Genomic DNA, 22,013 nt, shown 5'->3' with positions numbered 1-22,013 from the left:
TTGTGGTAGAAAGGTATGCATTAGAGCCATTAAAGAGCTTATGGACCTTAAAAGCTCAGTACGAAAGGTGGCTAGAAGTAGAACTCGCCGTTGTTGAAGCGTATGAAGAGCTTGGCATTGCACCGAGAGGAACATCAGAAGAGATACGGAAGAAAGCTGTTATCGACGTTGAAGATATCTTAGAGATTGAGAAAGTTGTTGATCACGACGTTATAGCGTTTATAAAATCTGTTACGAAGAACATGGGAGATGAAGCGCGTTATTTCCACTACGGGCTTACCTCATCGGATATCGTCGACACAGCCAACTCACTTGCACTTGTTAGAGCATCAAGACATATCCTTGACTCGATGAACAAACTTGCTGACGTCTTGTACAAAAAGGCCGTTGAATACAAGAATTTGCCAACAATAGGAAGAACACATGGCGTGCATGCAGAACCAACATCATTTGGGTTGAAATTCCTCTCTTGGTATGCTGAACTTATGAGAGATATTCGAAGATTAAACGATGCGATAGAAGAGATATCCGTTGGGAAACTGAGTGGAGCGGTTGGCAATTATGCAAACATTGAGCCTGTTGTAGAAAAAATTGCACTCGAAAAGCTCGGTTTAAAGCCAACTCCTGTGGCCACCCAGGTTGTCAGCAGAGACTACATTGCTCACATTCTTTCCGTTTTTGCAATTACAGCTGGACTGATAGAACGTATAGCTATTGAAATAAGACATCTTCAAAGAACAGAAGTTCTCGAAGCGATGGAACCATTTAGAGAAGGGCAAAGAGGCTCATCGGCTATGCCTCACAAAAAGAACCCAATTCTTTGTGAAAGGCTGACGGGTATGGCAAGGCTCATGAGAAGCTACGCACAAGTTGGGTTTGAGAACATGGCTCTATGGCATGAACGTGACATATCGCACTCATCGGCTGAAAGGTACATCTTGCCAGATTCAACGATGACAATATACTACATGCTTGAGAAAACAAGATATCTAGTTGAAAATTTGAGAGTTTTTGAAAACAACGTCAGAAGGAACTTAGAACTTACAAACGGATTGGTTTACTCACAGAGAATACTGCTTGCACTTGTTGAGTCTGGAATGAGCAGGGAAGAGGCGTACAAAGTTGTTCAGAAATATGCCCTTGAATGTTGGGAAAGTGGAGAATCGTTTAAAGAAAAGATTCAAAGCGATGAAAGAATTTCAGAATATATTTCCAAAGAAAAACTTGATAGCTTATTCGAACCTGATTACTATCTAAGAAATGTTGAAGAAATATTCAAAAGGTTTGAAAAATAAAAAAGCGGGCTTTCAAAAGCCCGCTTTTATTAGTTTTCAATATTAGAATGTTGCTTCTGTTGCTTCTTCTGTTGTTGTTTCTTCAACTGGAATTTCCTCTGTTGTTGCTTCTGTTGCTTCTTCTGTTGTTGTTTCTTCTGTTGTTACTTCTTCAGCTGGGAGTTCTTCCGTTGTTGTTTCTTCCGTTGTTACTTCTTCTGTTGTTGTTGCTTCTTCTGTTGTTGCTTCAGCTGCTTTGCTCTTGTTTGCTGCTACTGCCCAGATGATAGCTACCACAATGATAGCTATAACGATAAGTGTTACCGTAAGACCTTTCTTGGATGCCATAGCTCCAACCTCCTTTGTGAGTTGTTGAAAAACCAGCTTTCAAGAGCGATTATACCATTTTAAATGTAACTTTCAATGAGCAATTAGTGAAAAAAGTATGTTAACAAGAGATTAACTAATACGAGAAATAGCTCCGAAAAACAATTGTAGAATTGCTCAGCATTGTGTTCGTTTTCTGAAAACACGTTGCATGCACAAGTATACGAAAGCAAAAGAAAGAGAAAAAGAGTATATTAAGATTAGATTAGCATCTCAATACTTAGCAATAAAAGCATACGAAAAGGTCAAGTTGATGTATATGGTCAATTTTCTGTAAAATAGTTTTGTATTCTTCGAATAACGAATATAGGAGGGAAAGTATATGAGAATAGTCACTTGGGGATTTGGAGCGATGGGAAGGGGTATCGCAAAGAATATTATTGAGAGCAAATTCATGAAACTCGTCGGAGTTATCGATAAGAACCCAGAGTTTATAGGCAAAGATGTGGGTGAACTTCTTGGCTTGGGAAACTACGGCGTGCGCGTTAGAGATTCAATCGACGTTATTGAGGAAACAAATCCAGACCTCGTTGTGATAGCTACAAGCTCTTTCGTAAAAGACGTGCTTCCTCAAATCGAATACGCAGTTAAGAATCATGCAAACGTAATAACTATTGCAGAAGAGATGGCATTCCCATTTGATTCACATCCAGAGGAATCGCTCTATATGGACAGCCTTGCAAAAAGGTATGGCGTTACGATTCTCGGAACAGGTGTTAACCCCGGTTTTGTGCTCGACACTCTCATAATAGCGTTAACTGGTGTTTGCACAAGAGTTGATAAGATAATAGCGAAAAGAATAAACGATTTATCTCCGTTTGGGAAGACGGTTATGGAAACTCAAGGCGTCGGAACAACGCCAGAGCAATTCGAAGAAGGTTTGAAGAAAGGTACTATCGTTGGACACATAGGTTTCCCGCAGAGCATCGCTATGATTTCAAGAGCGTTGGGATGGAACATATCAAAAGTTGAAGAAGAACGAAAACCGATAATTTCTAACGTATACAGAGAAACGCCCGTCGTTAAAGTACAACCGGGCATGGTTGCGGGGTGTAATCATTCAGCTAAGGCATACGTTGGAGACAAATGCGTGATTGAGCTCTACCATCCGCAACAGATTCATCCGCACCTTGAAGGTGTCGATACTGGAGATTACATAGAGATATACGGGGACATAAATATAAACCTTTCGATAAAACCGGAGATACCCGGAGGAAAGGCAACGATAGCGATTGCAACGAACATGATACCGATAGTTATCGGTGCTCAGCCGGGGCTGAAATGCATGGCAGATTTGCCGGTTCCAAGGTCAATACTTTCATTCACAAAATGAGCTTGACTTCTAAATTCTGGAGGTGAGCGAATGCTCCCAAATGTTGCTAAAAAGGGCGATTGGGTGCAAGTTCAAGTGAGGATTTTGCAACCAACTGAACGAGCGCCGCAAGTACCTGACGATACGAAGAAAGTCCCTCTTGAAATGCGTGTCAAAGGTTTTCTGATAGATGAAAAAGCCGAAATTGGAAATACCGTGAACATAAAAACACCAACGGGTAGGATTGTTTCCGGTACATTGGTTGCTGTCAATCCAAAGTATGAGCATGACTTTGGCGAGCCAGTGCCGGAGCTCATCACCATAGGCATGGAATTACGAGAATTCTTAGAAAGTGATGAGCATTCAGGTGGTGAGAAAAATGGCAAATAACCTCGACATATCCTATAGCGCAGTTATGGCAAGACGCGCCGAGATAATGAAGAAAGCTGTCGGGATAGATTACGAAAAATTCATCATCAACGGAATAGCGTTCGATTATGAAAAAATGATGAAAGAAGTCGGATATTCGATAGAAGAAGTCCGGGAAATACAGGCTGAAACTTGTGTGGGTAACACGCCGCTTGTCGAATTGAAGAATATAAATAGATTGATTAAGAAGATAGCTCCAAAAGGCAAAGGCGCGAGGATATTTTTAAAAGACGAAGCGACAAACCCGTCAGGGAGTTTTAAAGACAGAAGAGCAGCTGTCAGTGTTTATCATGCTCAAAAACTCGGTTACAAAGGTGTCATTGCAGCAACGAGTGGTAACTATGGTGCAGCGGTTGCATCTCAAGCTGCAAAAAGAGGTTTAAAATGTATCATCGTTCAGGAATGCTACGACAGCCAGTGGAGAGGACAGCCCGAGATCCTCGAAAAAGGCAGAGCTTGTGAAGCATATGGCGCGGAGGTTGTCCAACTTACCGTCGGACCAGAGCTTTTCTATTACACTCTGAGATTGCTTGAAGAAACAGGATATTTCAACGCTTCGCTTTACTCACCGTACGCCATAGCAGGGATAGAGACGCTCGGATACGAAATCGCTCAGCAGATGAAAGAATTGACGGGCAAGTATCCTGATGCGGTTGTTGTTACACACGCAGGTGGTGGACTTATCACAGGAACCGCACGCGGTTTGAAAAAAGCAGGTGCAACTGAAACAAAGATAATAGGCGCAAGCGTGGACTTAAGAGGTCTTCACATGGCGAGCGACAACGATTTCAATAAAAAGTACTTCACAACAGGCCATACGGGCTTCGGAATCCCATTCGCCGTATTTCCTGATAGATCAGACGTGCCAAAGAACGCGGCAAGACCTCTCAGGTATATGGACAGATACGTCCTTGTAACTCAAGGAGAAGTCTTCTACGTAACAGAGATGCTTGCACACTTGGAAGGCTTGCAGAGAGGACCTGCAGGTAATACATCTTTGACGGCTGCGATAGCACTCGCACTTGAGATGGACGAAGACAAGACTATCGTTGTAAACGAAACCGAATACACGGGCGCTGGAAAATTACCTTCCGCACAGCTCACATTTGCAAAAAAGATGGGGATGATTGTTAAACGAGGCGATCCAATAAAAGAAGATAAGCCTGGAAAAGTTATCGCAATACCAGAACACCCCGCACAGATAGGTGTAATCGAATATCCTGTTGAAGAGATGAAAAAGAGCTATCTTAAAGAGCTGATCAAACGCGAAAACAGAAAAGAATTCAACGAAACAGAATTGAAATTCCTTGAAGAAGATTTGAGAGCAAGTAGAGAAGAAATTCTTAAATGGATAGAAGAGGTTGGGGAGGGAATAAGATGAGACCAAGACCAGATGACTTCCAGGAAAGGTCAAAGCACCTTCAGAATATGACTGACGAAGAGCTCAACGCTTACTTTTGGCAACTTGTCGAGAAAGTTGTAGATCCACTTGTAGAGCTTGCAAGGACGCACACGAGTCCTTCAATTGAGCGCTCTGTCCTGCTTAGGATGGGATTCAACAGTCTTGAAGCTAAAAAACTTGTGGATATGATTTTCGAAAGAGGCTTGCTTGGAAAAGGAGCAGGTCACATTGTCTGGCGCATTGCAAAAGAGCACAATATTGACTACATAGAGGCAGGAAGAAGAATGATAAACGGGCAGTACTGGGACGAAGTAGACAGGATCTTCAAAGGGGTGAAGCACAATGGATAAACTCGAGCCCATGAAACCAATCGATGTTGAAGAAATATTGAAGGATTTGGATAAATACCGCCCAAGAAGAAGAGGCTGGACTTGGAGAAAGAAATTGCCAGAGGGTACAAAAATAGACAGATATGAATACTATCAGGTAAGCGAACCACTGAAAAAGAGTATTCCATTACCAGCAGCACACTACTTCAACAACATCGACCCGCAGCCGGATGTCGTTATCACAAGTGAAATAGCCTCTGGTAGATTCGAAGACGACATAAGGCGCATGCGCATGGCTGCATGGCACGGTGCGGATCATATAATGGTTATCAGAACGCTCGGACAATCGCACTTCGACGGGCTTATTGAAGGAACGCCAGAAGGTGTCGGCGGTATACCGATAACAAGAAAGCAAGTGCGTGCAACAAGAAAGGCGCTCGATTTAATAGAAGACGAAGTTGGAAGACCTATCAACTTCCACAGTTATGTTTCCGGTGTTGCCGGTCCAGAGATAGCTGTCCTATTTGCCGAAGAAGGTGTGAACGGAGCTCACCAAGACCCGCAGTACAACGTTCTTTACAGGGGCGTCAACCCAGTAAGGTCATTTGTTGATGCAGCGGTTGCAAAGAAAATAATGGCTTGGGCGAATATGTTGCAGATAGACGGAGCGCACAACGCAAACGCCTCCGCAAAACTTGCATGGACAGTCATGCCCGAACTACTCGTACAGCACGGTATAAACTGTATGTATTCTGTAAAAGTAGGAATGCCGAAGGAAAACATAGCTCTGTCAACCGTTCCACCAGTGATTGCACCACTTCCGGAAATGAGAATAGACTTGCCATACGCCGTTGCACTGAGAGAACTCTTCCAAGGATACAGGTTTAGGGCACAGATGAACACAAGATACATCGAATCAGACTTGTTCGACGCAACAAGGGCGCACGTTATAAATGCAATGCTTTCGAGACTTACAAGTGCGGACTTGCAGTCAACTATAACCCCCGACGAAGGAAGAAACGTTCCATGGCACATAAACTCAATAAGAGGTGTTGAAACTGCAAAGCACACACTCCTTGCACTCGACGGGATAAAGAAATACGTCAAGATAGACCAAGAAGCGATTAGAGAAAAGGTCAGAGAATTGAAGATGAGAGCTATCCTGATGCTTGAAGAGATAATCGAAATGGGTGGGTACTTCGAGGCACTTGAAGCTGGTATGTTCGTTGACAACGGATACTATCCCGAAAGATTCGGCGATGGAATCGCTCGAAAGAAAGACGGAGAACTTGCGGCAGGTACGGTCGTTCCGAGAGACCACGACTACATGGCACCGGTATGTGAACACTTCGGCTACAACAATTTGCCGGAAGGTATCGAAAAGCCTTGTGACTTGATAGGAGGCTGTACGTTCCACAAACCGGAGAAGATACAATTCATAGATGAGCTCGACGAGACTGATAACGTCAACCTCAGGCTACAAAAGATAAAAGACATGAGGTCAAGGAACGTAATCAAGCCAGAGGTTGAATGGTTTGCAGACGGCTGGATACAGCTTGACATGACATTCTCACTGCCAGAAGAATACGCAGAAGCCGCTGCGTTAGCCGTGTGTGAAAAACTTGGGCTTGAAGAGCCAACGATAATTGCGAAGACCGTTCTCCACCCAGTTGAAGGAACGTACATCGAACTCAAAGCAAAGGTTCCATTCGAAATTAAGGTAGACGAGCTTGAGCTTCCGAAGAAACCAGAAACACTTCCAGAAGAAGAGCTCTTCAGCTACGTTGAAAAAAGGCCAATCAAGGTAGTTGCTGCAACAGTTGGAGAAGACGAACACTCGGTTGGATTGAGAGAAGTCCTCGACATAAAACACGGTGGTATAGAAAAATACGGTATTAAATACACATACCTTGGCACGAGCGTACCACCTGAAAAACTTATAGACGCGGCAATTGAGACTGGCGCTGATGCGATACTCGCATCTATGATAATCACTCATAACGACGTCCACATTCGAAACATGCGCAGGTTGAACGAACTTGCGATAGAAAAAGGTATTAGGGACAAAGTGCTCATCATCGTCGGTGGAACGCAGATAAACAACGACTTAGCGATAGAGAACGGCGTAGATGCAGGATTCGGAAGGGGCACAAAAGGTATACACGTTGCATCATTCATAGTCAAAAGATTGAAAGAGAAAGAAGGAAATTAATGTGCTACTTAAATTAAAACATTCTTGAGGTACTTACAAAAATTCAAGGGGGGACAGGGATGTACGAGGCTACGGATTGGACGATCATACCACCATTCAAAAACGAACCTGTGACTGACTTTTCAAAACCAGAAAACGAAGCGAAGATGAAAGAAGCTCTCGAAAAAGTCTACAGGGAGTTCGGAAAAGAGTACGACATCGTCATCGGAGGAAAAGCGTACAAGACGGAAAAAAAGATCAAATCAATTAACCCGAGCAAGCCGGAAGAAATCGTCGGAATTGCGAACAGCGCAAACGAAGAGCTTGCAGAAAAAGCGCTCGAAGCTGCATGGGAAGCGTTCAAGACATGGAGCAGAACACCAGCACACGTACGAGCAGAGTACCTGCTCAAAGCGGCGAAAAGAATCAAAGAGAGAAAATTCGAATTCGACGCAGTTATGGTCTACGAAGTTGGCAAGAACTGGGGTGAAGCAGATGCTGACACATCTGAAGCGATAGATTTCTTGGAATTCTACGCAAGGGAAATGCTAAGGTACGCTTCAGAACAGCCGGTTGTCAGGATTCCAGGCGAATACAACGAACTCAGGTATATACCACTCGGCGTTGGCATAGTCATTCCACCATGGAACTTCCCACTTGCGATACTCGTTGGAATGACGAGTGCTGCGATTGTAACGGGTAACACAGTAGTTTTAAAACCGGCAAGCGACAGCCCTATAATAGCTGCGAAATTCTTCGAAGTATTGCAAGAAGTGGGCTTGCCCGATGGAGTTGTCAACTTTTTGACAGGAAGCGGAGCTCTTGCGGGAGAATTCTTAGTCAAGCACCCAAAGACGAGGTTCATAAGCTTCACGGGTTCAAAAGATGTTGGATTGCGCATCCACGAACTCGCTGCAAAACCTCAGCCGGGACAGATATGGATTAAGAGAACGGTACTTGAAATGGGCGGAAAAGATGCTGTAGTTGTTGACGAGACAGCGGACCTTGATGCGGCGGCGGAAGGCATCATCGTCAGCGCATTCGGTTTCCAAGGTCAAAAATGCAGTGCAGGTAGCCGTGCTGTGATAGTAAAAGATGTTTACGATACACTTGTTGAAAAAGTAATCGAAAGGGCAAAGAAGATAACGATAGGTGATGTGAGGTACAAGGAAAACTGGCTCGGTCCAGTTGTCAACAAGAGCTCGATGGAAAAGATAATGGCATATATAGAGATAGGCAAGAAAGAAGGACAGCTGATATTTGGTGGAAACGCACGTGAAGACCTCGGCGGATACTTCATTGAGCCGACTATATTCAAAGACGTAGCGTGGGACGCACGCATAGCTCAGGAGGAAATCTTCGGACCAGTGCTTGCGATTATCAAAGCCGAAGATTTTGACGACGCACTAAGAATAGCGAACGCAACAGAATACGGTTTGACTGGTTCACTTTATTCAAGGGATAGAAGTAGGATAGAACGAGCAAAAGAAGAATTCCACGTAGGTAACCTTTACTTCAACAGAAAATCGACCGGAGCACTCGTCGGCGTGCACCCATTTGGTGGATTCAACATGTCAGGAACAGACAGTAAAGCGGGCGGAAGGGACTACCTTGGATTGTTCTTACAAGCGAAGGCGATAAGCGAGAGGATTTAGCGATTTAAACGTTCTAAACGATATAATTTTGAGAATCTCAAAAATGTTCTGGCTGACGTAAAGTCAGCCAGAGCTTTTTGTTCTTTATTAAGATGCCAATTAATGGAACTTAGCTGAACTACATTAATTTCTGAAAGTTAATGCTATAATAAAATAGAAGAGGTTTAGTATTAAATTGCAAAGAAAATCAAAGATAAGAAGAGATTTTAAAATGTAGTTGGCGATAATTTTAATGTAAATGTTCATATTTATTACTTAGAAGGTACAAGTAAGATACGTTTTGTGATATAATAATCAGCTAAAACAATAGTTAGTTAATCAGTTATCCACATTACTTACAGGGGGTGTATATTCATGAGTAGAAGCAAGTTTTTCATTTTTCTTGCGGTTTTGACAACTCTCCTATTGGTTTTCTCATGTGTTCCTCAGAACCAAGGTGGTGGAGGCAACGGCGGTGGCGGAACGGTAAAAAAGGACATATACGGATGGAAACTCGATATATTGAACTCAGTAAATCCAGACACCGGAATAACGATTCCGGAAATTTCCGGAAAAGTTATTTACGTCTCAGGTACTAATGCGATAATATCTGATGCAACTACTGCTATCTATGTTTACAAGGCAAATCTCTCTGAGACAGACCTTGGAAAAAAACTTACCGTAAGAAATACTATAGGCAAGACATATTCAAAGTTTTTGGAAATAGACCTTACCAGCGGAACAAAAGAACTTAGTAATGATGATACCATCATCGAACCGGTACTTCTTGATAAGAGCCTAGATAATGAAAAAGAAACAAGAGCTCTCTGGGACATAAGGTATGCATATGTCTACGGCGAGTTCACAGGAAATAACGGACAATTGACAAACACTTACGAATTTAAATATCCGGTAAATGATGGAGAATATGCTACAATAAGTGTTTTCAAAAGTGCTGATATAGATGCAATATATAAGCCGACAACGACTACTCCAGCAACGCTCGTGGGTTATACAAAATACTACAACGATGTTTGGGAGTTTGTCGTATTCCCTGACAAAGTTGAAATGGAATTGCCTCAGGTTACAGGTGTTAGCGCTAAGTACAATCCGAACTCAAAGACCGTAACGCTCGGTTGGAGTTCTGAAGTTAATGGTGCATCATTCAACGTGTACTTAACACTCGAAGGAGCTACTAGAACGGTTCTTGCAACCACGACGACACTCACAAATGTTGTGTTGCCTGTTGAAGCAACCCCAACATCGGTAGGAATTCAGGTTGTTAAGGGAGTTTCAAAGAGTAAAGTTTTGACGATTAGTGAAATTCAAATCGTATCAGTAGACCCAGTAACAGATTTGAATGCAAAATACGATGATTACAATGGAAAAATGTACCTCAGCTGGTCGCATGGTTCTGCTACGGAGTTCAAGATTTACAAGAAAGTTTCCGGAGCTTATGAATTGGTAGGAACGACGTCTGATAAAAGTTACTCATTTGGTTTAACTACATCTGAATATGACAACGTCAAAGCTATTGCTGTTGCACCTGTGGTCGACGGAGAAGAGGGTCCAAAGGAGGAAGTTGAAAAAGCTGAGATTGGTTACACATTTGCAGGCGGAAATGGTACGGAAAGCGATCCATACTTGATAGGCACCGTGAATCAGCTGAAACTTTTGGGCGATGATAACTACAGAGCAAAGAGCTATTATTTTAAGCTCTTAGAAGACTTAGATCTTAATGGAGTTGCTTGGACACCGATTGGGACTTTCAGCAGCACCGACTTGGATAATACAGCATTCAAAGGTGTGTTTGATGGTAATAACAAGAAGATTAAGAACCTCGCCTATAATGACAGCAATAGGTCAAACGCAGGATTGTTCGGATATCTCTTAAGCTCAACAGTTAAGAATTTGATATTGGAAAACTTTAATATAACCGCAAAGCAATATGTGGGTGCTCTTGCTGGGGCAGCGAAAAATTCGAGCGTTATAAGAGTCGGTGTAAGAAACTCAAGCATAACTTCAACATATTCAACAGGTACCAGCTACCCATATGCTGGTGGGCTGATTGGTGATGTGACTACAGATTCAACAACACAGCCGATGATTTTGAGAGAATCCTTTGCGAGCAATGTTACCGTTACTTCGAACTTTTCAAATAGCCGTACTGGTGTTTTGGTTGGAAGATTTTTCAGCACGGGAACTAATGTTGTCGGTATAATTGAAAACTGCTATGCTACTGGTACTCTTACATTTGTAAATGGTGCATCCAACATCGGTGGTCTGATTGGGTTAGCTTCTGTTTCTAACAATGGTCAGATTAAAATTGTGAGTTCCTACGCAGCGGTTGCACCAAATGGTTCAAGTACAAACTGGAGAGGGTTTATAGGTGGTGCAAGTGTATCAGTTACGGCTGACAGTGGCAAAAACTACTTTGATACAACGGTTTCTGGAACAACAACTGGCTCAGCAAGTAGCTCTCTCCAAATCGGAAAGACAACGGCTGAGATGAAACAGCAAACAACGTTTGTGGATTGGGACTTCACGAATATTTGGAAAATCGACGAAGGCAATGACTATCCAAGACTAAAGTGGGAATTTTGATAATTTTTCGTAAGTGAAACATGATTTAATGTTTGCGGATAGAAATAACCCGGGCGGTTTGTCCCGGGTTATTTAGACAAATAACGGATAATCAAATCTTATTGAATCTCGGGAGGGATTGTTGTGAGGAAATACCTTGCTACTTTGCTTGTCATTTTAACTGTTCTATCTATGGCTTTCAAACTCGATTTCCAGCTCAGGGGGTATTTAACGTACGACCTTAATTCCGGAGCTATAGACAATTTTCCTATAGGATACTGGACGTTTACTTTACCAAGTCCATTTGATTCTTTCGCGTTAAAGTTAACCGATTACCTCACATATTCACATACGACATCTAATCTTTTTGGTATGAATTTCATAGTTCCGAGATATTACTTTGTCGATTCAAGATTCAAAATGGATAATAACTACGTAAACACATTGTATTTAGCGATTGGGCGAATGAGGTTATCACGTAGCCTTACAAACAATTACGAGGGAGTTCAGATTGGTGGGTTGAAGTACGATACGTACAGAACTTCAGCAACAGAAATCGGTCCTGGAGGTATTGTTGGATACATCTCCGGTAAGCTCGGAAATTATTCATACGAACTTGGTGGTGCGTACAGTTTAGAGCTCAATAATTACGCACTGTACGGTTCTCTCAGAACCGATTTCGGACAGTTTGGGGCATATTACGAAACAAGGTACTACCAACTTTCATTGAACTATCAAAACACGCAGAATTTACCATTTGGAACTTTGAAATACTGGGCTGGCATCGGTGCAGCGACAAATACTATCAACGAGCCAAGTTTCCTGATAGGTGCAACTCTTAGTTCTGGTCCTGTATTTGCAGCAGGTCAATTCGCTTGGATAGGTGGCAATAAGTACGATGTGAGCTTTGCAACAGGAGAACCTTCAAATCCGAACCAGCCAAACACTTGGAACGTTATGGGCGAGATAGGCTACAACCTGTCTAATTTCTACGTTGGGTTGTTTGCAAAATACAACAGCATATGGGCAGAAAGCGGTTGGTTGCCACTCTACGGTGTTAAGATAACGTCCGGGGACTTTTCTTTATCCCTTGCTAATGGTGACTTGTACGTTTCATCATCTATGACCGGAACCCAGTCGGTACTCTTGAGAGTAACATACAACTACCAAGCGAGCATAGATTTCCTTGCTGGTGTACAGGCTGCTGTAATGCAGTTCATGCCAAAAACCGCCTCTGTGCCTGGTGGAAAAGAACAAACAATTTCGATTGCAGAGCTATACAAAATGCCTGAAGGTTCAAAAGTTACCGTTACAGGTACAGTCCTTGCTCCTGTTGGACTTTTGAGCGGTTCAACCACGTACATTCAAGACAAGACAGGGGCTATAATGTTGTATGGAAGATCTATTCCTGCAACACTCAAGGTTGGAGATGTCGTGAGCGTCAGCGGTTCAACAAAAGTCTACAATGGCATACTTGAAATAGTCGTGGACAGTGTAACGGTTGTTGGAAGTGCTAAGGTTCAGCCTGTGGAACTGAAAGAGCTTTCTGATGCTTACATGTCAAACATGGTGTATGTTGTTGGAACTGTTGAGAATGTAGCAAAGGACAATTTCATAGTTAATACCGGTAATTTGAAAGTGAAAATCTACATCAAGTCAGCTACAGGGATTAGCTTAACAGGTATAGCCGAGGGTAAGAAGGTTAAAGTAACAGGTATACTCACACTCTTCAAGGGAGAATACGAGATACAACCAATTTCACAAGTTGACATTGAAACGATGTAATCTGTATTACATTTTGTTCGATTAACTGATTCGATGAAAGGAGATTCCAAAGTGAAAAGAATTCTCAGCAGCTTTCCAATATTCATAATCATTGTATTAGTACTTTACCTCTCTTCCTGCGCACCGCAGCAAGAGATATTAAAGAATGTCGAAGTTGTGGATGGTGACACAGTCAAAGTCTATGGCCAGTCGTACAGACTAATAGGTATTGATACACCGGAGATTCACTCTGGTGATAAACCAGTCGGAGAGTACGGTACTGATGCAAAGAACTACCTAATCTGGTTTGCCAACAATTTTGAACTTACTTATGAGCAAAAAGGTACAGATAGTTATGGGAGAAAGTTAGTTTATCTTTTTGCCGTCGATGGAGATAAGAAGTATCTGTACGAAGCATCCGTCACTGAAATAGGATATGCAAGGCCGTTAATGTATGACGACACATCTGTACCTAATTATACAAAACAGATAGTCGATGCGTACAAAAGAGCGTACGAGAATAGAAAAGGTATATTCTCAAAATACGACACCGCACCGGTTGTAACAAGAGCAAATATTACGAATTCGTATGTGGGAAAGATTATATGGCTTGAGATGGATGTTTCTAACGTGAGATACTCTAATTACACTTACTACATAGAATCCGATTTTGCACTTGTCAAAATCAGATACGAAGAATACAAGCACCTTTTTGAGAGTTACAACCTGTACGGTTTAAAGGGTAGAAAGGTGCGCTTTTATGGAGAACTGTGGACAGATACGAGTACAAGTAAATACATGATCATGCTCCGCGCACCATTCGAAATTAAGATAGTCAATTAATCAGTTCGTCATATTTTACAGGGAGGGTGAAGGTTTATGAGAAAGTTCGTAGTCGCACTTCTGCTTCTACTCAGTGTTGCATTCTTTGCAGCGAAGATTGCGGATATCTACAAGGTTAAAGAAGGGGAAACGGTAGAGGCAACAGGTATTGTGCTCGCACCTGTTGGTGTTCTCGGAACGTTGACAACTTACATACAAGATGAAACTGCAGGTATCATGCTCTACGGGAACCGCTTACCAGCTGATTTAAAAGTTGGACAAGTGATTAAAGTTGTCGGCAAAACAAAGATTTACTATGATATTCTAGAGATCATACCTGACAAAGTCGAAATAATTGGGACAGCAACACCGACAGCGGTTGAACTTAAAGACGGAGATTTTAAGAAATATCTTTCAAATCTTGTAAACGTTGTAGGTACTGTGAAATCGGTTGAAAAATATCAGTTTACTGTAAAGACTGATAAGTTTGAAATTTTGATTTATATAAGAAAAGAAGTACCGTTTAATGTCAGCACACTAAAAGTAGGCGATAAAGTTTCGGTAACTGGTGTTATGTACTTATACAAAGGCATGTACGAAATTCTTCCAAGAACACCAGAAGATATAAAGAAATTCTGAAATTTGATAAAACTGTGCGATTTTTGAATCCGGCTGTGAAAAGCAGCCGGATTCTTATCTTCACAAATCTTAATTTTGAGTAATCGTATTTTAAGAAAATGAAGTTATACTGTAGAATGTAAAGTTCAGGCATAGATTTTTTCAGATGCCAGAGGTTTATTCTATAAGAGGAGGTGTAGGGCATGTTTGGAGTAAGAGCTAAGTTCTTGAGTATTCTCTTAGTCATTTTCCTTTCCGTTGTAGCACTTTCGCTTAACATCATTTACTTAGTCGGAGATGGGATGTCGTTCAACCAGCTCTTGCTTGCAAGTATTCTCGAAGGTAGAGTTCTAACAACGATGACGTTGCCATACACGGCGATTACAACAACTTATTCATACGATTCATGGGTCACAGATTCGGCACCGGCTGGAACTGCACTATTCAGTGGTTTTAAGACACTCAACAGGGCGATTGGTGTCTTTCCGAACGGAGAACCTATAACGTCTATCTTTGAAATTGCGAAGAACGGGGGATATAAGATAGGCTTAGCAGTTACGTGTAGAGTAACTCATGCAACGCCTGCTTCGGTGTATGGGCATGTCAGCAATAGAGACGACGAGCTTACTCTTGCAAAACAATTGGCTGAATCCGGAACGGTTGACGTTGTATTTGGTGGCGGGTGGCAGTGGTTCCTTCCAACAGCAAACGGTGGGAGAAGAACGGATGGAATGAATTTAATTGAATTAATGAAGCAGAAGGGTTATGAGTATGTAAATTCAATCGATGGGTTGAAGTCTGCATCATCAGATAAGGTGTTAGGTTTATTCGCAGCAAGTCATTTGGAACCTGTAAGCAGTAGACCTTCATCTCAACCAACTCTCGATTTGATGACTACAAAGGCGCTTGAAATTCTTTCGAAAAGTGGTGAACCATTCATGCTAATGGTAGAAGGTTCACAGATAGACTGGGAAGCACATTCTAACGATTTCTACGGTGTGTGGAAAGAAACTGTTGAATTTGATAATGCTGTAAAGGTTGCGCTTGAATTTGCTAAGAAAGATGGAAACACGCTGGTAATAGTAACTGGGGACCACGAAACAGGTGGGTTGTCACTTTCAAAAGGTGGATACTCTATAAATGTTGAACTTGCAAGAAAGGCCAAGGGAACGACACAGATGTTCCTGAGCCAGTACAACATTTCAGACAAAGAGAAATTCGTGCAGGGAATCAAAGATTGGTATGGAATTTCGATATCGGATGCAGAATACGAAACTCTTAGAAAAGTGTCATCAAGCAACCTGAGAAGGGAACTTGCAAGATTTGTCAGCGAAAAGGTAGGATTTGGCTGGACAACATGGGACCACACCGCTGCGCCAGTTCCAGTTTATGCGTTCGGCCCAGGTGCACAATATTTTGTCGGTTTCATGGATAACACAGATATCCCAAAACTTATATTAAAGCTCACAGGATTATCTACTATAAAATTCCCTGTAGTCTCAGCTGCTGGAAATTGAGATTTTATACAATATAACTAACCGTAGGGTAGCCGAGAGGCTACCCTATATTGTTTTGATTTCATATTAATCAGTTGATAAGTTTTGGGTAACGATATAGAGTCTTATCAACACTTTTCACCCTGTTTCTCGATTTTCAATTTCTCGATATTTGCTGTAAAATTGTAGTGAAAAGTATCGTTTGACATCGGGGGTGTAGGGATGGACTTTTTGACTTATCCAATTCCGGATGGATTGAAGAAGGATATCTATATGGGCTTTTTGAAAAAGGCAGAAGAGCAAATTCAGATGATTTTGGAACACCGATTACCACCGCAGATGAGGCAGAGACTGAGGTTTGAGCTGTTTAGAATCAAGCTTTTAAGGAGAACCTACAAATGGAACGAAAAAGAAGCTTTTTCAATTTTCAAAAAGACCTTCAAAGGTGCAACGAAACCGGAATTTGAGATTTTAACAAAACAGGGAAAACTTGACTGGATGTACATAGACGGTCAGAGGTACTACGAAAGCAGATTCGACAAAAACCTTGCTTTTAACGATAGGGATTATAAAGCAAAACAAAGAGTCGATAAGGACGTTTTGAAGAGAAGAGAATTGATTAACAAAGCGGTTGAAAGACTTCTGAAGTACGGTGAACCGAAAAAGTACAGGGTGAGAGCAAGGATAAGCCTGAAACACGAGAATCCTGTAGAAGAAAAAGTTCGGGTTTGGTTACCGTTTCCGAAAGAAGGATATCAGCAAGAAGATGTTAAACTGATAAATGCGAGTCATGAACATGAGATTGCTGATAATTCAGTCGGGCAGAGAACAGTATACATGGAAGGTAAGGATTCTGATACTTTCAGCGTTGAGTTCGAGTACACAGTGAGTGAATGGATAGGGACAAGAGGTATTTGGAAAGAAAAACCCACAAAAGAAGATACCTCAGAAAAGCCACCTCACATCGTCTTCACTCCTTTTATAAAATCCCTCGTAGAGTCTATCTTTCACGATGTGGATTACAAGAAGCTTGATGATATAACTATCGCAAGGAAGATATACGATTTCGTAACGCTGAACGTCAACTACTCATATGTCTTACCGTACGCGATGTATAATAACATTCCTGAATACGTTGGTACTATGTTCAAAGGAGACTGTGGATTCCAAGCGCTGCTTTTCATAACTCTGTGTAGGGCTGTTGGTATTCCAGCAAGATGGCAGTCCGGCTGGAGCATTACACCAATCGGTGCATCTTCTCACGACTGGGCGCTTGTTTACCTAGAAAAGTACGGATGGGTTCCTGTTGATTTGTCATTTGGCGGTTCGAGGCGAGATCAGGAACCAATGCGCATATTCTACTTCACCAACCTTGATGGGTTTAGGATGTTCGCAAATACGGAATTCCAAGGAGAATTTTATCCATCGAAGAAATCTTGGAGACTTGATCCGTACGATAACCAGACAGGCGAGATGGAAATAATTGCCAAAGAGGAAGATGGATACGTCATCGATTTGGAAAGCAAGATAGAGGTTCTAAAGTTCGAAGAACTATGAGAACAAGGGGTGGATGACATGGGCAAAATCAAATCCGTTAAGTTCATTTTGAACAGGTTCGAATACGTTAAACCGTTTCACATTACGAATAACGTATCGTACGATACGCAGAATATCGAGGTTGTTGTCGAACTAGACAACGGGATAAAGGGCTACGGTGAGGCATCGCCTTCGTTCAGGGTGAATGGCGAAAAAGTCAGCGCACTTATGGGTTTTGAGAGTGTTGTCAACGAGATGATAGTCGGGATGGATGTGAGAAATTACAGGCAGATATTCGATGTGACAGACAAACTCTTCGGAGCTCCGAGTGTAAAGGCGGCAGTCCAGTACGCTGTACTCGATGCATTTAGCGAGGAAATCGGCACGCCCGTATATCAAATCCTCGGCGGAGCAAAGACGAAAATTGAAACTGATTATACGGTGAGTATAGGTACTCTTGAAGAGCGTGTGGAAGATGCGAAGAGTGTTGTTGAGCGGGGGCATAGAGTCATAAAGATCAAGGTAGGCGAGAATTTGGAAGAAGATATCGAAGCGATCAAGGCTATATACGAAGTCTCGAAAGGGTGTAAATACATAGTCGACGCCAATACAGGCTATACTCCAAAACAAGCTGTGAAGTTTGTCACCGAAATCTATCGGGCAGGAATTGATATTTCTGTGTTTGAACAACCTGTCGGAATGCATGATATAGACGGTTTGAAGTACGTACGTTGGAATTCACCGTTTCCTGTTGCGGCTGATGAAAGTGCGAGAACAAAGTACGATGTTATGAGACTTATCAAAGAAGAGGCAGTTGACTATATCAACATAAAGCTTATGAAATCGGGCATCAGCGATGCACTTGCGATTGTTGAGATGGTGAGAGCTGCGAACCTCAGGCTTATGCTTGGCTGTATGGCTGAATCGAGCTTGGGCGTTAACCAGAGCGTCCACTTTGCACTTGGAACGGGCGCATTTGATTTCCACGATTTGGATAGCCCGCTAATGCTGAAAGAACCGCAGTTCAGAGGTAAGTACAAAGTCGACGTTCCGTATTATTACGTTTGATTTTAAATAGAATGTGTTATAATTCACTTATACTATATCCTAGGAGGTGAGCAGCATGAAAAAATTGATGGTATTAGTACTTTTTGTTTTTGTGAGTATTTCTTTTGCAGCGAACTACGTTAATGCTTATACTACGCTTGAAGAACCGCTTGCAAAGGTCCTCTTTGCAGAGTTCGAAAAGGAAACAGGAATAAAAGTTAACTGGATCAGGTTGTCGACTGGCGAGGTCCTTGCAAGGCTTGAAGCGGAGAAAAACAACCCACAGGCATCGATCTGGGTCGGCGGTGTTGGCGTGTTCCACGTAGAAGCGAAACTCAAAGGCTTTACAACGCCCTACAAAGCACCATACAGTCAGTTCATAGACCCGAAATTCAAAGACCCAGACGGATACTGGATAGGCCTTTACGTTGGTCCTCTTGCATTTGCGACGAACAAGAACAAGGCAAAGGAACTCGGAATCAACCCACCAAAGAGCTGGGCTGATCTACTAAAACCAGAGTACAAGGGACTTATAAGAATGGCAAATCCAAATACATCTGGTACGGCTTACAACGTTATTACAACGATGGTTAACATTTACAAGAGAGACGAAAACAAGGTATTTGATTATCTGAAGAAATTAGACGCAAACGTAAACATGTATACAAAATCTGGTTCTGCACCAGGTAAAGATTGTGCAATTGGTGAAACTACGATAGCAATTGGCTATCTCCACGACCTTGTAAAACTTCAAAAAGAAGGAGCACCTATAATAATTACGTTGCCAGCAGACGGAAGTGGTTACGAAATCGCAGCGATGTCACTTATCAAGGGCGGAAAAGAGCCACTGGAGGCTAAGAAACTCTACAACTGGATACTCGGCGATAAAGCGCAAGGTATAATAGCCAGCTGGTATGTCATTCCGCTTTCACCAAAAGCTCCGAAAAATAAGGTTGTCTACAAGCTTGAAGATATAAACTTGATACAGCAAGACCTACTTTGGGAAGCGCAGAACAGAGAGAGGTTAATAGACAGATGGAACAAAGAAATTGGAAAATAATAAAGTATTTGGTTATTCTTTCAGTAATCGCAGGTTTACTTTTCTGGGTACGGACAACTGTAAGAAATGAGTTCTCCCGCTCGATGCGGGAGAACCTTTTAAGGTTGTCAAACTCCATCTCGATGACAGATACTGTGGCAATTTCTGAAAAATTCCCAGATGTCCTTATTTACAAGTACGATTTTGATGGCAATGAATACGAGTCTGGAAGCGGTTTGAAAGATTTGGTAAGAGAATTAGAAGACTTCGCATATGGGGAAGAACACGCTCTGTACGAAGAAACTTACATTTCATCTTATTCTGTGAAGTACGAAGGAAAGGATTACAACGTAGTCTTCACGCCTGTTATTGAAGATTATCAAGTCGTTGGCATAATGGTCCAGCTACATAGTGCTCAAGACTACGTAAAATTGCTCAGGACTTTAGATAACATGTTCTTGATACTTTTTGCCCTCTTCGCAGTTGGATTTGGCGTCGCGACCTTTTCTATAGACCCTGTAACGACATACGCAATAATAGTAACCTTTGCGATTGTTATAGTCTTTATAGTCTATCCACTCTACGAAGCAGTACGATTGACATTCGTAAGAACAGGCACGTTCAGTTTTGACGTCTGGAAGGTTATACTGACTGAAAAAGGTTATCTGAAAGCCTTTGCGAACAGCGTCCTTCTCGGAAGCATAACAGCTACCGTGTCAACATTTATAGGTTTCATCTTCGCATTCTTAGTGACAAGGACATCTATAAAGGGCAAGAAGTTCATCTCCACGTTTGCAACGTTGCCGGTAATTTCGCCACCATTCTCTTTGACTCTTTCGATAATCCTTCTTTTTGGCTCAAATGGACTTATTACCAAGCAATTGCTGAAACTGAATTGGGACATATACGGTCTCGACGGATTGGTTATTGCACAGACGATGGGTATGTTCCCGATAGCTTATTTGACGATGGTAGGGGTACTTGAAGCGATAGATAGCACATTGGAAGAAGCATCTATGAACCTTGGTGCAAGTAGATGGAAAGTTTTTACGACAGTTACTTTATCTCTTTCTTTACCAGGTCTTCTCAGCTCATGGCTTTTGGTCTTTACAAATTCAATAGCGGATTTTGCCAATCCATTGATGCTCGGTGGAAAGTTCAACGTGCTCTCAGTCACAGCGTACCTTGAAGTTACTGGAATGAATCGTCTTGACAGGGGTGCTGCCCTATCTTTACTCCTGCTGTTGCCAGCACTAACAGCTTTCTATCTCCAAAGGTACGTAGTTAACAGGAAATCGTACGTTACCGTGACAGGTAAGCCAAGTGGAAGGATTGTCGAGATAGTGAGCCCGGGCACTCGGAGAGTCTTAACTGTGTTTGTATACGCTATGATAATCTTTCTCATAGGTCTCTATTCAACGATATTCATGGGTTGTTTTGTGAAAAATTGGGGTGTCGATTATACCTTCACAACGGCGAACATTATAGAAGCATTGCAGAGGGGCAGGAAGGCACTTACAGATACTACATTCCTTGCAGGTGTGGCTATGCCTATCGCCGGCGTCTTCTCGATGATCGTTGCGTTTCTCTTCGCGAGAAAGAAATTCCCGGGTAAGAAGCTTTTACAAGGTGCAGTTTTGTTGCCGTTCGCGATTCCAGGAACGTTGATAGGTATAAGCTATGTCATAGCGTTTAACAAACCACCGCTTATTTTAGTTGGTACGGCCGCGATAATAGTCATCAACTACGTGATAAGAGAATTGCCAGTTGGCGTTGAAGGTGGAATTGCAACGCTCAAGCAGATAGATCCATCGATAGAGGAAGCTGCTCAGAATCTTGGAGCAAATCCGCAGACAGTATTTTCGACGATTATATTGCCTCTGATAAGACCGGCGTTTATATCAAGCTTGTCTTACACATTTGTCAGGGCTATGACCGCAGTCAGTGCTGTTGTCTTCTTGATATCGGCGAAGTGGTACCATATCACGATGCAGATATACAACTTCTCTGAAAATCTCCGTTTCGGGTTTGCAAGTGTGTTATCATCCGTTCTGATAATAATAATCTTAGTTGTCTTTGGCCTTTTGAGATTGCTAGTTAGGAAGAGTGAGTACTTAGAAAAGAATATCGTTCAACAATAAAAGTGAGGG

At 42.2% G+C, this 22,013-nt stretch carries 17 protein-coding genes; 16 read left to right on the top strand and 1 reads right to left on the bottom strand.

Annotation, left to right across the window (positions count from 1 at the left end; genetic code table 11):
* Window positions 1–2 precede the first annotated feature (2 nt).
* A complete protein-coding gene (gene purB, locus BUA11_RS01570) occupies window positions 3–1,295 on the top strand; it encodes an adenylosuccinate lyase (RefSeq protein WP_072757592.1) in 1,293 nt (430 codons plus the stop codon).
* Between the two features lie 42 nt (window positions 1,296–1,337).
* Here purB and BUA11_RS10320 read toward each other — a convergent pair whose 3' ends face one another.
* Window positions 1,338–1,622: a hypothetical protein gene (locus BUA11_RS10320; protein WP_178137735.1), complete on the bottom strand. Its 285-nt coding sequence runs from the start codon at window positions 1,620–1,622 to the stop codon at window positions 1,338–1,340.
* A 361-nt stretch (window positions 1,623–1,983) separates the two neighbouring features.
* Here BUA11_RS10320 and ord point away from each other — a divergent pair, with 361 nt between their 5' ends.
* From ord to BUA11_RS01490, 15 genes are all read left to right on the top strand, one after another.
* Window positions 1,984–2,994, top strand: coding sequence for a 2,4-diaminopentanoate dehydrogenase (ord, locus tag BUA11_RS01560; protein WP_072757590.1), 1,011 nt, complete (start codon window positions 1,984–1,986; stop codon window positions 2,992–2,994).
* 30 nt (window positions 2,995–3,024) lie between these two features.
* Window positions 3,025–3,363, top strand: coding sequence for a 2-amino-4-oxopentanoate thiolase subunit OrtA (gene ortA / locus BUA11_RS01555; protein ID WP_072757588.1), 339 nt, complete (start codon window positions 3,025–3,027; stop codon window positions 3,361–3,363).
* The gene (gene ortB / locus BUA11_RS01550; RefSeq protein ID WP_072757586.1) at window positions 3,353–4,783 is read left to right on the top strand and encodes a 2-amino-4-oxopentanoate thiolase subunit OrtB; all 1,431 of its coding nucleotides are present in this window, start codon (window positions 3,353–3,355) and stop codon (window positions 4,781–4,783) included. The genes ortA and ortB overlap by 11 nt, the downstream gene beginning before the upstream one ends.
* The gene (locus BUA11_RS01545; RefSeq protein ID WP_072757584.1) at window positions 4,780–5,154 is read left to right on the top strand and encodes an ornithine aminomutase subunit alpha; all 375 of its coding nucleotides are present in this window, start codon (window positions 4,780–4,782) and stop codon (window positions 5,152–5,154) included. The genes ortB and BUA11_RS01545 overlap by 4 nt, the downstream gene beginning before the upstream one ends.
* The gene (oraE, locus tag BUA11_RS01540) at window positions 5,147–7,345 is read left to right on the top strand and encodes a D-ornithine 4,5-aminomutase subunit OraE (protein ID WP_072757582.1); all 2,199 of its coding nucleotides are present in this window, start codon (window positions 5,147–5,149) and stop codon (window positions 7,343–7,345) included. The genes BUA11_RS01545 and oraE overlap by 8 nt, the downstream gene beginning before the upstream one ends.
* Before the next feature lie 59 nt (window positions 7,346–7,404).
* Window positions 7,405–8,979 (top strand): L-glutamate gamma-semialdehyde dehydrogenase, encoded by a 1,575-nt coding sequence (gene pruA / locus BUA11_RS01535; RefSeq protein ID WP_072757580.1) that lies wholly within the window; start codon window positions 7,405–7,407, stop codon window positions 8,977–8,979.
* Between the two features lie 354 nt (window positions 8,980–9,333).
* The gene (locus BUA11_RS01530) at window positions 9,334–11,562 is read left to right on the top strand and encodes a M26 family metallopeptidase (protein WP_072757578.1); all 2,229 of its coding nucleotides are present in this window, start codon (window positions 9,334–9,336) and stop codon (window positions 11,560–11,562) included.
* A gap of 123 nt (window positions 11,563–11,685) precedes the next feature.
* The gene (locus tag BUA11_RS01525) at window positions 11,686–13,326 is read left to right on the top strand and encodes a hypothetical protein (RefSeq protein WP_072757577.1); all 1,641 of its coding nucleotides are present in this window, start codon (window positions 11,686–11,688) and stop codon (window positions 13,324–13,326) included.
* Window positions 13,327–13,377: 51 nt separating this feature from the next.
* Window positions 13,378–14,148: a thermonuclease family protein gene (locus tag BUA11_RS01520; RefSeq protein WP_178137734.1), complete on the top strand. Its 771-nt coding sequence runs from the start codon at window positions 13,378–13,380 to the stop codon at window positions 14,146–14,148.
* Between the two features lie 36 nt (window positions 14,149–14,184).
* Window positions 14,185–14,766 (top strand): single stranded DNA-binding domain-containing protein, encoded by a 582-nt coding sequence (locus BUA11_RS01515; protein ID WP_072757573.1) that lies wholly within the window; start codon window positions 14,185–14,187, stop codon window positions 14,764–14,766.
* Window positions 14,767–14,948: 182 nt separating this feature from the next.
* A complete protein-coding gene (locus BUA11_RS01510; RefSeq protein ID WP_072757571.1) occupies window positions 14,949–16,262 on the top strand; it encodes an alkaline phosphatase in 1,314 nt (437 codons plus the stop codon).
* 201 nt (window positions 16,263–16,463) lie between these two features.
* Entirely contained in the window at window positions 16,464–17,798 is a 1,335-nt protein-coding gene (locus tag BUA11_RS01505; protein ID WP_072757570.1) for a transglutaminase-like domain-containing protein, read from the top strand.
* Between the two features lie 18 nt (window positions 17,799–17,816).
* Complete coding sequence (locus BUA11_RS01500; protein ID WP_072757568.1) at window positions 17,817–18,845, top strand: L-Ala-D/L-Glu epimerase; 1,029 nt, start codon at window positions 17,817–17,819, stop codon at window positions 18,843–18,845.
* Between the two features lie 55 nt (window positions 18,846–18,900).
* The gene (locus BUA11_RS01495; protein ID WP_072757566.1) at window positions 18,901–19,884 is read left to right on the top strand and encodes an ABC transporter substrate-binding protein; all 984 of its coding nucleotides are present in this window, start codon (window positions 18,901–18,903) and stop codon (window positions 19,882–19,884) included.
* Window positions 19,860–22,004: an ABC transporter permease gene (locus tag BUA11_RS01490; protein ID WP_072757564.1), complete on the top strand. Its 2,145-nt coding sequence runs from the start codon at window positions 19,860–19,862 to the stop codon at window positions 22,002–22,004. The genes BUA11_RS01495 and BUA11_RS01490 overlap by 25 nt, the downstream gene beginning before the upstream one ends.
* The last annotated feature ends 9 nt before the right edge of the window (window positions 22,005–22,013 follow it).

The sequence above is a fragment of the Fervidobacterium gondwanense DSM 13020 genome (genome assembly GCF_900143265.1).
GTDB classification, from domain to species: Bacteria; Thermotogota; Thermotogae; order Thermotogales; family Fervidobacteriaceae; genus Fervidobacterium; species Fervidobacterium gondwanense.
This window is presented reverse-complemented; position numbering and strand designations above follow the sequence as displayed.

Bases quoted from the DNA above. Each gene is read 5' to 3' on its own strand.
- BUA11_RS01495 (WP_072757566.1), top strand. From the start codon at position 18,901: ATGAAAAAATTGATGGTATTAGTACTTTTTGTTTTTGTGAGTATTTCT.
- BUA11_RS01490 (WP_072757564.1), top strand. From the start codon at position 19,860: ATGGAACAAAGAAATTGGAAAATAATAAAGTATTTGGTTATTCTTTCA.
- ortB (WP_072757586.1), top strand. From the start codon at position 3,353: ATGGCAAATAACCTCGACATATCCTATAGCGCAGTTATGGCAAGACGC.
- BUA11_RS01515 (WP_072757573.1), top strand. From the start codon at position 14,185: ATGAGAAAGTTCGTAGTCGCACTTCTGCTTCTACTCAGTGTTGCATTC.
- BUA11_RS01530 (WP_072757578.1), top strand. From the start codon at position 9,334: ATGAGTAGAAGCAAGTTTTTCATTTTTCTTGCGGTTTTGACAACTCTC.
- pruA (WP_072757580.1), top strand. From the start codon at position 7,405: ATGTACGAGGCTACGGATTGGACGATCATACCACCATTCAAAAACGAA.
- oraE (WP_072757582.1), top strand. From the start codon at position 5,147: ATGGATAAACTCGAGCCCATGAAACCAATCGATGTTGAAGAAATATTG.
- ortA (WP_072757588.1), top strand. From the start codon at position 3,025: ATGCTCCCAAATGTTGCTAAAAAGGGCGATTGGGTGCAAGTTCAAGTG.
- BUA11_RS01545 (WP_072757584.1), top strand. From the start codon at position 4,780: ATGAGACCAAGACCAGATGACTTCCAGGAAAGGTCAAAGCACCTTCAG.
- BUA11_RS01505 (WP_072757570.1), top strand. From the start codon at position 16,464: ATGGACTTTTTGACTTATCCAATTCCGGATGGATTGAAGAAGGATATC.
- BUA11_RS10320 (WP_178137735.1), bottom strand. From the start codon at position 1,622: ATGGCATCCAAGAAAGGTCTTACGGTAACACTTATCGTTATAGCTATC.
- BUA11_RS01510 (WP_072757571.1), top strand. From the start codon at position 14,949: ATGTTTGGAGTAAGAGCTAAGTTCTTGAGTATTCTCTTAGTCATTTTC.
- BUA11_RS01500 (WP_072757568.1), top strand. From the start codon at position 17,817: ATGGGCAAAATCAAATCCGTTAAGTTCATTTTGAACAGGTTCGAATAC.
- ord (WP_072757590.1), top strand. From the start codon at position 1,984: ATGAGAATAGTCACTTGGGGATTTGGAGCGATGGGAAGGGGTATCGCA.